The sequence below is a fragment of the Acinetobacter portensis genome (assembly GCF_010646905.1).
Lineage (GTDB): Bacteria > Pseudomonadota > Gammaproteobacteria > Pseudomonadales > Moraxellaceae > Acinetobacter > Acinetobacter portensis.
The window spans coordinates 96,934-109,404 of the sequence record NZ_JAAARQ010000002.1; the positions used below are offsets into that span (position 1 = coordinate 96,934).

The 12,471-nt window shown below is 36.3% G+C and carries 12 protein-coding genes and 1 pseudogene; 4 read left to right on the forward strand and 9 right to left on the reverse strand.

The annotated features are described in order from the left end of the window. Window positions 1-128 precede the first annotated feature (128 nt). From GTK57_RS00440 to GTK57_RS00455, 4 genes are all read left to right on the forward strand, one after another. The gene (locus GTK57_RS00440; protein ID WP_163120811.1) at window positions 129-1,001 is read left to right on the forward strand and encodes an ATP-binding protein; all 873 of its coding nucleotides are present in this window, start codon (window positions 129-131) and stop codon (window positions 999-1,001) included. 194 nt (window positions 1,002-1,195) lie between these two features. Further along, window positions 1,196-1,519 (forward strand): ferredoxin FdxA, encoded by a 324-nt coding sequence (gene fdxA / locus GTK57_RS00445; protein WP_152873250.1) that lies wholly within the window; start codon window positions 1,196-1,198, stop codon window positions 1,517-1,519. Between the two features lie 133 nt (window positions 1,520-1,652). Next, window positions 1,653-2,366, forward strand: a complete 714-nt coding sequence (locus tag GTK57_RS00450; protein ID WP_163120812.1) for a D-Ala-D-Ala carboxypeptidase family metallohydrolase — start codon at window positions 1,653-1,655, stop codon at window positions 2,364-2,366. Between the two features lie 137 nt (window positions 2,367-2,503). Next, window positions 2,504-3,169, forward strand: coding sequence for an O-methyltransferase (locus tag GTK57_RS00455; RefSeq protein WP_163120813.1), 666 nt, complete (start codon window positions 2,504-2,506; stop codon window positions 3,167-3,169). Between the two features lie 156 nt (window positions 3,170-3,325). Here the strand turns inward: GTK57_RS00455 and GTK57_RS00460 are convergent, their stop codons facing one another. From GTK57_RS00460 to lptC, 9 genes and pseudogenes are all read right to left on the reverse strand, one after another. Then, window positions 3,326-4,168 (reverse strand): universal stress protein, encoded by an 843-nt coding sequence (locus GTK57_RS00460; protein WP_152873245.1) that lies wholly within the window; start codon window positions 4,166-4,168, stop codon window positions 3,326-3,328. A 106-nt stretch (window positions 4,169-4,274) separates the two neighbouring features. After that, on the reverse strand, window positions 4,275-4,892 hold the full coding sequence (locus GTK57_RS00465) for an acyltransferase (RefSeq protein WP_163120814.1): 618 nt from the start codon (window positions 4,890-4,892) through the stop codon (window positions 4,275-4,277). After that, window positions 4,885-5,484 carry an IMPACT family protein gene (locus GTK57_RS00470; RefSeq protein WP_152873241.1) on the reverse strand — a complete coding sequence of 200 codons (600 nt, stop codon included), beginning with the start codon at window positions 5,482-5,484 and terminating at the stop codon, window positions 4,885-4,887. Before GTK57_RS00470 ends, GTK57_RS00465 begins: the two co-directional genes overlap by 8 nt. Window positions 5,485-5,590: 106 nt before the next feature. Beyond that, a complete protein-coding gene (locus GTK57_RS00475; RefSeq protein ID WP_152873239.1) occupies window positions 5,591-6,781 on the reverse strand; it encodes an HlyD family efflux transporter periplasmic adaptor subunit in 1,191 nt (396 codons plus the stop codon). Beyond that, window positions 6,778-8,931, reverse strand: a complete 2,154-nt coding sequence (locus GTK57_RS00480) for a type I secretion system permease/ATPase (RefSeq protein ID WP_163120815.1) — start codon at window positions 8,929-8,931, stop codon at window positions 6,778-6,780. The genes GTK57_RS00475 and GTK57_RS00480 overlap by 4 nt, the downstream gene beginning before the upstream one ends. Next, window positions 8,928-10,420, reverse strand: a pseudogene (locus tag GTK57_RS00485) (TolC family protein). Before GTK57_RS00485 ends, GTK57_RS00480 begins: the two are co-directional and overlap by 4 nt. Window positions 10,421-10,613: 193 nt before the next feature. After that, the gene (gene lptB / locus GTK57_RS00490) at window positions 10,614-11,357 is read right to left on the reverse strand and encodes an LPS export ABC transporter ATP-binding protein (protein ID WP_163120816.1); all 744 of its coding nucleotides are present in this window, start codon (window positions 11,355-11,357) and stop codon (window positions 10,614-10,616) included. Next, window positions 11,357-11,926: a lipopolysaccharide transport periplasmic protein LptA gene (gene lptA, locus GTK57_RS00495; RefSeq protein ID WP_152873232.1), complete on the reverse strand. Its 570-nt coding sequence runs from the start codon at window positions 11,924-11,926 to the stop codon at window positions 11,357-11,359. The genes lptB and lptA overlap by 1 nt, the downstream gene beginning before the upstream one ends. Then, window positions 11,916-12,461 (reverse strand): LPS export ABC transporter periplasmic protein LptC, encoded by a 546-nt coding sequence (lptC, locus tag GTK57_RS00500; protein ID WP_163120817.1) that lies wholly within the window; start codon window positions 12,459-12,461, stop codon window positions 11,916-11,918. The genes lptA and lptC overlap by 11 nt, the downstream gene beginning before the upstream one ends. Window positions 12,462-12,471 lie beyond the last annotated feature (10 nt).

Genomic DNA, 12,471 nt, shown 5'->3' on the forward strand with positions numbered 1-12,471 from the left:
ACTATGCAGAACTTCTATAAAGAGTTCAATGATTAAAACGTGTTTTACTTGGCAAGTTATTGAAGTTTGGTATACATTCTTTAAGCAATATCTAGCCTCCTCTATATTGAAATATAAGCTGAAAAATCATGGCACTAATTGATTTACCCGAAAACCTTTTAAAATTAATGACCACCGTACTGCAACAAGTACAACAAGCTTTGCCCGAGCTTCAACACAGTTCAGATTTTTCAACATCTGCATATAAATGGCAAAACAAACAATTAAAGCCCATTGTTCAAGCAAAAACTATGTATTTAGCAGACTTAAAAGGTATTGAGCGTCAAAAAGAAAAAGTCATTCAAAACACCTTACAGTTTTTAAAAGGCTTACCTGCCAATGATGTGCTACTAACAGGTTCTCGCGGTACAGGAAAATCATCTATTGTTCGTGCATTACTTACAGAATATGAATCACAAGGGTTAAGACTCATTGAAATTGAACGTGATGATTTATCCGATTTACCCTTAATTCAAGACATTATTAAAGATCGTCCTGAAAAGTTTATCGTGTATTGTGATGATTTGGCTTTTAATGCGGAAGATGAAAACTACCGTAGTTTAAAAAGTGTTTTAGATGGCTCATTACAATCGGGTTCAGGTAATTTTATTATTTATGCAACCAGTAACCGCAGACATTTATTGCCTGAATTTATGCATGAAAATACCCCACTTCAAAAAGTTGATGTCCCTCAATACACAGAGCTACATCCTCAGGAAGCCATTGAAGAAAAAATTTCATTGTCAGACCGATTTGGCTTATGGCTTTCGTTTTATCCTATGGATCAAAACTTATATTTAGAAATTGTTGAAAATTACTTACATAAAGCCAATATGGTCATGGATGATGAAGCGCGTATTGAAGCTCTAAGATGGTGTCAATCACGTGGGCAACGTTCAGGACGAGCCGCTTATCAATTTTCTAAACATTGGATTGGTTCACAACAACTGAAAAATAGTTAATTTAAAAATCACTTGGCTATTTCCAAACATCTAGCTAAGTGATATTAATTATCATTTATCAATAAAAATCATATCATTTTGCCCTTTTCATAGATTTAAATAATAAATATCAATAAAAGGAATTGTTTGTTTGATGTGTTTTTGCCTAAAATACATCATTAGTTATTAGACCAAATTTTTAGGTAGCCGTCGCCATGACATTTGTTGTCACAGAAAATTGTATTAAATGTAAATATCAAGACTGCGTTGAAGTTTGTCCTGTTGATTGTTTCTACGAAGGTCCAAACTTCCTTGTCATCAATCCAGATGAATGTATTGACTGTGCGCTATGTGAACCAGAGTGCCCTGCAAATGCAATTTTCTCGGAAGACGAGTTACCTGCAGGTCAAGAAGTCTTTATCGAGCTAAATGCAGAACTGTCGCAAACATGGCCAAATATCACGCAAATTGGCGACCAACCTGCCGACCGTGAAGAATGGAATGGCAAAGAAGATAAATTACAATATCTTGAAAAATAAGATTAAAAAAAAGATCAGCACTTGCTGATCTTTTTTTACCCACAAAAGACACATTTCATTTCAATATTTTCTGAATAATTCTCATTTTTTAGATTATTATATTTCTGATTTTAATAAACTTCTGATTTAAATAATGAAGCATTTTTTGAAAGCCGTGCTTTCGTTTAGTTTTATCCCACTTTTCATGATTGGATGTTCTTCTAATCCCAATCAAGGTTCTACATCTACACAGGGTAAAAGAATTTTCATCCCTCAAGAAAATGTGACTTTTGATCGAAAGGTTCCGCCTAAAGTTATTCCTTATGCATATAACTCATGGACTGCCGTAAGTAATAATTTAAAACAAATCCGAGATTATGAAATATTCTTAGAAAAAAATGGCGTAGGTAATATTATTCCTAGCTATGAATTACTACGCACCGCACGTGATTGGCAAAAATGTGGTCGTTCTGAATACATGGTTCCTAGCCGTGAATTATGGGCAAATCAAGTTCCTACATTACGCATTTTTAAATACTTAATTGCATCTAAAGTTTTAACAGACTTCACGGTAACCTCTGTTTATCGTGACTTAGCTTTAAATCAATGCGCTGGTGGTGCAAGTTCATCACGTCATTTATTTAACTCTGCCATCGATTTCCGTATTGGTCCTGCAATTCCTCAACCAGAAGATTATGCATATATTGAATATAGCAAATTCAAGCTTTGCCAATTTTGGTCACAATACGGTAGTAGCCTAAACATGGGCTTAGGCTTGTATTCTACTGGTCAAATTCATATTGACTCTCAAGGCTTCCGTACTTGGGGACCCGATTTATCTCGTAAATCATCGATGTGTCATTACTAAATTAAAATCTTAAAAAAGAGGTCAATTGACCTCTTTTTTATGTCTTATTGATATCTTAGATGGATTTTTTGCTTTAAAAATTGCAGTCTGAGCATAAAGGTATAAAATGCACGCAACGCAACAAAGGTAAATGTACTATGCAACAAATGTGGACAGAAATTGATAGTTATATCGAGTCACATTTAACTCCTGAAGATCCAATTTTGACTCAGACTTTAAAAAATACTGACGATAAAGGCTTCCCAGATCATCTTGCTGTTGCGCCAAACCAAGGCATGTTATTGCAAATGCTCATTCAAATGAACAATTGCAAACGCGTACTTGAACTTGGTACTTTTGCTGCTTACAGCACCATGTGGTTGGCTCGTGCACTTTCTGAAGATGGTTATATTTTAACAATGGAAGGTCGTGATACACACGCAGCATTAGGTCAAGAAAATATCGACAATGCTAAGCTTAAACCTACTGTCGAATTAAAATGTGGTCGTGCAGCTGATATTCTTCGTGCTTTACCTGAAGATACAGCACCTTTCGATTTTATTTTTATTGATGCCGATAAACAAAGCTATCCTGAGTATTTAGAATTGAGCTTAAATTTATCGCATTCAGGCACCATTATCTTTTTAGATAACGTGATTCGTGCAGGTGAAATTTTAAATCCTGACAATCATAAACCAAGTATTGAAGGCATTCGTGACATGTTTAAAGCGATGCAAAATCATCCTAAAATTCTTTCTTGCACTGCCCTACAAACGGTTGGTAGTAAAGGACATGATGGCTTTGCAATTGCGATTGTTAAATAATTTTTTAACAGCGAACAAAAAACAAACTTTGTTTTTTTATTATTTAACTTTATAGACTTACACACACTGTCCATATAGTTATCCACAGTAAATGAGGATAACTATGGACAGAAATAAATCAGTTTAGACAAATTACTCTAAACAATAGAAATATCCTTATTTAACCACCAATAAAGGTACGATTGAGTTCCTAAAAATAGCGGTTGTAATACTCCCCAAAAAGAATTGTTTGATTTTACTATGGCTAAATGCACCCAACAGAATAAGTTGAATACCATGTTCTTTTTGATATTCCAAAATATTTTCTGAAACATCACCATATCTATATTCTGTAACGACATCTAAACCTGCTTGCTTCAAAAAGTTTTCAGGCTCTTTAAGCACTTCAGGATGATCCCCCACATATAACAAATGACATTGCAATAATCGTAGTAAATCAGTTTTTGCAATTCGATGCATCATCTTCACGCACGTTGGAGAATATTCATAAGCAAAGATAAAACGTGTAGGTGGCTTAAATGTTTCACCCACAGTCATTACGGTGCAATTTGCACCACGAATAAAGTTTTCAACATTGCTTCCCATTGCTTTTTTTCGTTCAGCAGATCGCTCGCCTAAACGCCCAATTAATGCAATATCATCTTCTTGAAGAACATTAAAACTTTGTTCTAAAAAATCACCTTTTTCTTGAATTCGAGTAGGTACAATATCGTGTTTTTCTTGAATTAATTCAGAAATATGATTGAGTAAATTATTACTATAATCGAGTGCTAATTCACTTTGTTTTTGTTCAAGCTCCGCAAGCTCTTTTAAAAGCATGGCATTACTTTCAAAACCAATCACACCACTAATTTCCCCTAAATGATAACTTGCAGGGTAATAGTCCAAAACTTGTAATAACACAAGTTCTCGATTGGTTTTCTTGGCAATCCAAGCTGCAGCTTCAGCAAGTGCATTAATACAAGGGGATGAATCAATACAAGCCACTACACGTTTCATAAAACCCTCCTTATGTTTCACATTTTTTAATTCATTGTTGTTATTTTTAAATTAGCACATCTTTATTATAGTTTTCATCAAATTATGTAAGTTTAAGCTTCATTTATTATTTTCGATAACGTATTAACTTTGCAGGATTGCCTGACACAATTTCATTTTCAGCGACATCTTTCGTAACCATACTGTTCATACCAACCACTGCATGATCGGCAATTTTCACGCCATCTTTCACACCAACATGCGCACCCAACCAAACATCTTTGCCTATTTCGATCCCTTGAGAGCGCACAGGTTGTTGATAGATTGGCATATCAAGTTCCATACCATGATCAAAAGCATATAAGTGACAATAGGCTGCAATACGAACTTGATCATGCAATTTAATACCGACTCGTCCACCATCTAAAATACAGTGATGATTAATAGCAACTTCATTGCCAATTTCAAGTGGCCCATGCAAAGTGCAATCGGCTGCAATAAAAGTATTATCACCAATAATAATTTTACGACCTGGTTCAGCAAAAATATGTGCCAAGGGTGAAATAAAACAATTTTCACCGATTTCAACTGTTTCCATCGACATCAAATATGCTTGATATTCTTTTTGCCACTCATCTGCCCACGCACGATTTTTTGGCTTTAACGACCAATATAACCAAGGCATATAATTCAAACGATGTTTATGCTGTTCACGATATTTTAATAATGGATCGATATCAGTCATTCGATGGCTCCTCAACAATTTTGAGTTGCGCACGTCCTCGGGTTAAATCTTGAATTTTATGAGCGAGCGGTTCAATTTGATGAATTTGTGCGAGTGCATTTACCTGAACACCATCTGCGGTATAACTTTCCTGATATTCAATTTCGCTTTGTTTTAATTCATATTGTAAAATTGACCATTCATTAAATAAACATTCAAAGTAAATTTTTTCTTTTTTAATCAGTTCAATTTTTTCAGCAAGTAACAAGCATTGCCCTGCGCTTCCACCATAGGCGCGTACAAGACCACCTGTACCAAGCTTAACACCACCATACCATCGGTTGACTAACACAAGTACATTGGTCAGCTCATTGCCTTCAATTGTGGCTAATATTGGACGCCCTGCTGTGCCAGATGGTTCACCATCGTCATTAAACCGTACATCATGCCCTATTTTCCAAGCCCAACATTGGTGTGTTGTGGTGTGATCTTTATTGGCTTCTAAAAAGTCTTTCACCGCTTGTTCATTTTCTACAGGTACAGCAATGGCTTGAAAGCGACTTTTCTTTATATCTTCTTCAAATTCTACAGCTTGGGCAATGGTAAATGGCATAAATGAAAAAACTTAAGCAATTAAGTCATTATAACGTGTTTTAGGGCTAAATTTGGCAATAAAAAACCTCTTCGAAAAGAGGTTTTTATAAGTGAATTATTTAGTTTTAGCGTTCACGTAATGCTTCACGTGCTTTATTAAATGGTTTAACCAGATATTCAAGTACAGTTTTTGAACCTGTTTTAATATCAACTGTCGCCACCATACCTGGGGTAATACTAAATTGCTTACCTTCTTTATTGGTCAGCTTATCTGTATTGGTACGAATATAAACACGATAATAAAATTGGTCTTGCTTCACTTCATCTCGAGTTGTATCAGGTGAAATAACTGTTACTTTACCTGCTAAGCCACCATAAATAGCATAATCATATGCGGTAATTTTAACAAGTGCTTCTTGCTCAGGATGAATAAAGGCAATATCTCGAGGTGAAATACGTGCTTCAATCAGAAGCTGATCATCTAATGGCACAATGGTCATGATTTTACCATTTTGTGGAATAACCCCACCTATGGTCATCACATCAATTTCTTTCACAATACCACGCACAGGCGATTTAAAAAGCGTACGGTTTAAGGTATCAGACTTCCCTTTTACCACTTGCTGTTGTGTTTCAATATCGGTATTAGCTTTTGCTAACTCTTCACGAGATTTCACATAATATTGATTTTTAATATCATTCATTTGATTTAGTAAATCATTGGCTTGACGCTTTAATCGAAGTACCTCAACGTCACTTGCAGCACCTTTTGCAACAAGTGGTTCGGTCATGCTCAATTCCTGCTTCACTAAATTTAACGCTTGCTTTAAGCCTGATAATGATTCTTCTAAATTAGCACGTCTTGAATTATAAAGAGCCGTTTCTTCAGCAACCAATTTAGGTTCTTTCAGCACCTCTGACGGAAAAGATAATGCCGTACCACTTACTTCTGCACGTAAACGAGCAGCTGTTGCTTTAGACGACATCAATAATGATGCTGTTTCACCAACATTAGATTCAAAACGTGTTGGGTCTAATTGTGCAAGCACTTGTCCTTGTTCTACAACTTGACCTTCTTTCACGTGAATTTTTGTCAAAATACCGCCATCCAAAGACTGAACAATTTGCTCTTTCGATGTAGGAACAACTTTACCCGTACCTGTTGAAACTTCTTCAAGCTTAAAAAACCACGCCCAAGCCAATAAAACCAAAAGCCCTATACATACAATCCAAATCAGCATGCTAGCTTTAGGTAATGGTGGCTCAAGCTCAGTAACAGTCATGTTACGCTTTTGATTTAACTTTGCTTCACTCATGATTGAACTCCAGCTTGAATTTGATGCTGTTGCACACGAGGTTTCGCTTGCGACTGATTTAAAATTTGATCACGAGGACCATCCATCACAATCTTGCCGTCATTCATCACAATAATACGATCTACCAACTCTAGAACTGCTCTACGGTGTGTCGCAATAACCAATGTTTTATGATCAAGTTGCTGTTTCAACTGATCAATAAATTGCTTTTCAGTGACATCATCAATGGCTGCGGTAGGCTCATCTAAGAGTAAAATATTTGGCTTACGAATTAATAAGCGCGATAACAGTAAGGCTTGACGTTGACCACCAGAGAAGCCTATTCCGCCCTCTAAAATCATATGATCCAAACCTTCTTTTTTGTCTTGAACAAAGTTGATTGCACCTGTCATTTTTAAGGCATGTAAAATTTCATCATCACTTGCTAAAGGTGCACCAAGCGTAATATTTTCACGCACAGTTCCAAAAAACAAACTTGAACTTTGATTTAAAAGTGACATATCACGACGCACATCTGATGGATCAATAAGTGACATATCTACGCCATCGAGTTTAATCTTCCCTTGAACAGGTGTTTGCATACCCGAAAGCAACTGTAATAGCGTTGATTTACCTGCACCATTTCGACCAAGAATGGCAATTTTTTCGCCTGCTTTAATCTGCAATTTAGGAATAATTAAGCTTGGTTTTGGATCATCTTCTCCATATTGGAAAAGGACTTCTGAGAATTCATAGTCACCATGAATTGCAGGTTTATGAATAAGGTGTGCATGATCAGGCTGATCGACAGGCTTTTTCATCAACTCATCTAAGCCTTTTTTAGCCGCTTTGGCTTGTTGCCAACGTCCTAAAACTCCTGCCAATTGTGAAATAGGTGCAAGCATACGTGAAGATAAAATTGAACACGCCACCAATGCACCCGTGGTCATTTCCCCTTCCATCACAGCAAAAGCACCAACTAAAACGACAATTGCAAATGCCAAACCTTGGATTTTTTGCGTCCAAGTATTCATAAAGCCCACTATTTTACGTTGGCGCATAGAAACTTCGGCAGATGCTTCATTCATGTGATTCCATTGATTTTGGAATCGAGTTTCGGCACGTAAAAGTTTGATATCTTCAATACCCTGAACGGCTTCTACCAACATCGCATTACGAATGGAGCTTTCACGAATCCCCTCATTGGCAAGTTTCGCTAAAGGTTTTTGCGCTAAGAAACCAGGAAGAATCATCAGTGGCACAATTATCAACATCACCCAGAATAAATTGCCACCAATAATCCAGAAAATTGCGAGGAATAATAAAAAGAATGGTAAATCTGCGATGGCTGAAATAGTGGTTGATGTGACCAAATCTCGTACGCCTTCTAATTCACGAATTTGTGAAATAAAAGTCCCTGTCGATTTCGATCTTTCTTTATTTTTAATACGCAAAGCATGACCAAAAACACGATCTGAAATTCGTAAATCTGCACGTTTACCAATAGTATCGGATAAATAAATACGTGCCATACGCAGCACAAACTCGAAAATTGAAGCGAGTAAAACACCACTAGCAAGCACCCAAAGTGTAGATACTGACTGTGCAGGAATAACACGGTCATACACATTCATGGAGAATAGAATGGTAGCTAAAGCTAAAATATTTGCCAATAATGATGCCAACATCACATCGGTATAACGTTTCCAATCTCGAAGAACAATTGACCAAAACCAGCTTTGCTCATACGGTTTTATATACTCATCAATACGTGCATCGGGTACAGATTTTTCAGGACGTAAAATATAAACATGACGAATATGTTGTTCTAAAACATCAATGGTTGATGTTTGAGATAAGCCACCATCACCACTAAATTGAATATTTACATGCCCTTCAGCATCTATTTTATCGACCACCCCCACTTGACCATCATTCATTTCAACAATGATCGGTAAACGCCAAGGATTCAATAAATCTTTATTCAATGTAGATTTACGAATACTTAAACCAATTTGGCGCGTCATCACGGCAAGAACATCATCTACCGTTTGATTCGGATTCCAATCGAGTTGCAAACGAATGCGCTCTTCAGAAGGTTCTATGCGGTAATGCTTTGCAATCGACAAAACTGCCTGAAGCCAAGGTTGATAATTAATTTTTGTACTCATGGCTTCACCATAAACCCTTGGATTGATGTATTTTTCAATTGATAAGCATCAAAAGATTGCCCCGTAATCGAAAGGTATTTAATAAGTGCTGCATAAATGTCATAACGTGCATTTTCAATTTCTTGCGCTGCACTATGAATCGCTTGTTCGGCATTCAATAAATCTACCGCAGAGCGCGTACCCAACTTATATTGCTCTTGATACAACTCGCGTGTACGAATGGTTGTTGCTTTACGTGCAGTTAAAATGCCAAATAATTTTTGCTTATTATCAATTTCTTCACGAATCACTCTCAACTCATCTAAAACATCTAAATAAACAGAACTAACTTTTGCTTTTGCAGCTTCTTCGGCAAAACTAGCCGCTTTATTTCTAGAGGAAACAGCCCCCCCTGATAAAAAGTGCTTGTCGCTTCAAGCATGATTGAACTATCTGTTCCATCATCTTCATTATTGCTTGGATGCTTACCATTTACAGCTTGGCTAAGAGAACCTTTCACACTTAAAGTTGGGTAATTACTTAATTTGGTTTGTTCTTTTTGTAATCTTGCAATTGCTACTTCTGTTTGCGCAACCATCATTTTAGGAACCCTATTGAATTTAGGTTCTTCATATAAATGTGAATCTGCAACAATTGTTTCAGGAATTTGAAAATCAAGCGTTCTTGCATCTACACCAACAAGCGTTCGAAGTTTTTGTTGATATTGGCTTAATTGCGTTTCTTGCACAATTAAATTTGCTTGAGCCGACTCGACATTTGATAGCGCTTGCACAGGGTCTGCCTGCGTACTAATACCCGCTTTTGCGCGTAAATTAGTAATCTCAGCAATATGAGACATCCCTTCAATTTGCTGCTTAGCAATTGCGGTAATACTTTGATAACGTTTAATATTTACAATCGCAATAGCAGTATCATAAGCAATTTTGTCAATATCGACTAATACATTGGCTTGAGATGCTATTAATTTTGCTTGTTCAATACTAACGCTACTTTTAACTTTACCAAAATCGTAAAGCATTTGCGTTGCATTCAAACTCAGAACTTGTCCATAACCTTTTTGATCAGTTAAATCGGCAGAAGAAAAACCACCCGAGATTTGTGGATAATAACTTGCACGAGCCACGTCAATTGTAGCGTTCTGAGAAGATAGGTTTGCAATTGATTGTGTCACTGTTGGACTACGTTGCAATGCTATTAAAATCGCATGATTAAAGCTTTGTGGCTTTTGTATTTGGGAAACAATCACACGAGGCGAAATTTGACTATATGAACCTTGAGAAATAATCGGCAATGCTTCGGATTGTTGTCTATAAACACTAAAATCACTTAGTTCGCTAAAATTTGCCTGATTAAAATTTGGGTTCGATTTGGGAGATAAAATCCCCGATAAAGCATCTTTTACTACCATTGTAGAATGCTTATTGGGGCTTTGAGTATATGCATGATTTGGGAGAAATATAGCAAGCGATAACAAGCTGAGTGGCTTCATGGCACTCGAAATAAATAGCTTTATATTTACCGTTTTTTGTCTGATAAACATGATCAATTTAACAAAATAATTTTGTTTTATTTTATCGCTATTTGTTTGTTAATGTGTATTTTTTGTTAAGTTTTATTACCGTATTTTTCAATTTATAATTCATGCAGATGTTTACATAAAAATCTGCATGAAATTCTAATACTTAGACTACAAAATCATCACCAAGGTAAACTTGACGTACTGTTTCATTGGCTAAAACATCTTGCGGAGAGCCTTCTGCAATCACAGAACCTTCACTTACAATGTAAGCTCTTTCACAAATTGCGAGTGTTTCTCGTACATTATGATCTGTAATAAGCACACCAATACCACGGTTTTTTAAGGTACTAATAATATCTTTAATGTCACCGACTGAAATTGGATCGACACCTGCAAAAGGCTCATCAAGTAACATGAATTTAGGATCTGCAGCTAAAGCACGTGCGATTTCAGCACGACGACGCTCACCACCAGAAACACTCATACCCAATGAATCTTTAATATGCGTAATTTTAAAATCTGCCAAAAGTTCTAAAAGGCGTTTTTTACGCTGATCTTTATTCAAATCTTTACGCGTTTCTAAAATTGCCATGATGTTTTCAGAAATCGTCAGTTTTCTAAAAATTGAAGCTTCCTGAGGTAAGTAACCAATACCCTTTTGTGCGCGTTCATGCATGGCTAAATCAGATAAATCTAAATCATCTAAATGAATTTCGCCTTTATCCATACGCACAAGACCGACAACCATATAGAAACTTGTTGTTTTCCCTGCACCATTTGGACCAAGCAAACCGACAATTTCACCACTTTTCATAGTGAAAGAAACATCTTTTACAACCCAACGCTTACTATAATTTTTAGCTAAATGCTTAATACATAAAGTTTGTGTTTTATCTAGTTCATCCATTAATCACGTGCTCCAGGATAAGATTTAGAGCTTGTTGGCGGAATCACGATTTGTACACGACCATTTGAAGAGCCTGTACTATTTGGAGTACCAATTGCTTCAATATCACCTTTATTCATGCTGTATTTTAATGTTGCACCACGAATACTTGAGCCATTTTGTTCAAGTAATGCATTACCTGAAAGCGTGATAATTCCTGTTTCTGCGTTATACACAATTTTTTGTGCCTGACCTTTTGCTAACCCTTTGGCAGAATCAAGCTTTTGCTGAAATTTTGCAGGTCCACCTGTTGCTGTAATTACGCTAATTTGTTTATTTGCATTTAAGTTTGCAACAAGTGATGCAGCTTGAACCTTCATTGTGCCTTGTTCAATAATGACATTACCGCTATATGTTGTTACGCCAGACTTTTCATTAAACGTTGCTCTGTCTGCAACCAATGATAATGGTTGTTGACGATCTGATGGAATTGCATATACCGCGCTCGAGGATACAATTGCCAAGCTTGCCACGAGTAAAGATTTTTTAGCTAAAAATTTCAATGTATTAAGCTTAGAATTATCGTTCATATGTTCCTCGAATATTAAAAAATTCGTATTGTCCGTTGTTAAAATTTGCCTTCATCCCCTGACTTAAAAATTTAGCTTGTGGGGACTCAACGGTAATTTGCTTATCTGTTTGCAAATCTCTAGTTTTAGGATAACCCGTCAGTTCTGATGTCTTAAATGTCATTTTTTCACCACTATCTAGAAAACGTGTGGCTAAAACCTGATTAGACATGACAACCTTTGAGTTATTGTCATAAGAATTCACAACTTTAGCAAAAAAGCTCCCATCGGGTTTAGAATCTTGAAAAGTATCTGCATTCAGATTCGTTAACCTAGCACTATTTTTTTGCATATCTTGTTCTAAACGATCTGCTCGCGCCTTTAAAGATATCAAGCCTTTTTCATCTGTTTGAGTCAAATTAATTTGTTCGGCAGAATAAGTCATGCTTCTAGAAGAATCGACTTCTAGCTTTTTACCTTTCCCGCCCAAATAATAATAACCACCACTTATAGCTGCAATCATTAAAGCGACGACATATAATTTTTTTGTATCCATAAGTGTGATT

What these genes read in the sequence shown, in the direction of transcription:
- GTK57_RS00440 (WP_163120811.1), top strand. Translation starts at nt 129, where the DNA reads ATGGCACTAATTGATTTACCCGAAAACCTTTTAAAATTAATGACCACC.
- fdxA (WP_152873250.1), top strand. Translation starts at nt 1,196, where the DNA reads ATGACATTTGTTGTCACAGAAAATTGTATTAAATGTAAATATCAAGAC.
- GTK57_RS00450 (WP_163120812.1), top strand. Translation starts at nt 1,653, where the DNA reads ATGAAGCATTTTTTGAAAGCCGTGCTTTCGTTTAGTTTTATCCCACTT.
- GTK57_RS00455 (WP_163120813.1), top strand. Translation starts at nt 2,504, where the DNA reads ATGCAACAAATGTGGACAGAAATTGATAGTTATATCGAGTCACATTTA.
- GTK57_RS00460 (WP_152873245.1), bottom strand. Translation starts at nt 4,168, where the DNA reads ATGAAACGTGTAGTGGCTTGTATTGATTCATCCCCTTGTATTAATGCA.
- GTK57_RS00465 (WP_163120814.1), bottom strand. Translation starts at nt 4,892, where the DNA reads ATGACTGATATCGATCCATTATTAAAATATCGTGAACAGCATAAACAT.
- GTK57_RS00470 (WP_152873241.1), bottom strand. Translation starts at nt 5,484, where the DNA reads ATGCCATTTACCATTGCCCAAGCTGTAGAATTTGAAGAAGATATAAAG.
- GTK57_RS00475 (WP_152873239.1), bottom strand. Translation starts at nt 6,781, where the DNA reads ATGAGTGAAGCAAAGTTAAATCAAAAGCGTAACATGACTGTTACTGAG.
- GTK57_RS00480 (WP_163120815.1), bottom strand. Translation starts at nt 8,931, where the DNA reads ATGAGTACAAAAATTAATTATCAACCTTGGCTTCAGGCAGTTTTGTCG.
- lptB (WP_163120816.1), bottom strand. Translation starts at nt 11,357, where the DNA reads ATGGATGAACTAGATAAAACACAAACTTTATGTATTAAGCATTTAGCT.
- lptA (WP_152873232.1), bottom strand. Translation starts at nt 11,926, where the DNA reads ATGAACGATAATTCTAAGCTTAATACATTGAAATTTTTAGCTAAAAAA.
- lptC (WP_163120817.1), bottom strand. Translation starts at nt 12,461, where the DNA reads ATGGATACAAAAAAATTATATGTCGTCGCTTTAATGATTGCAGCTATA.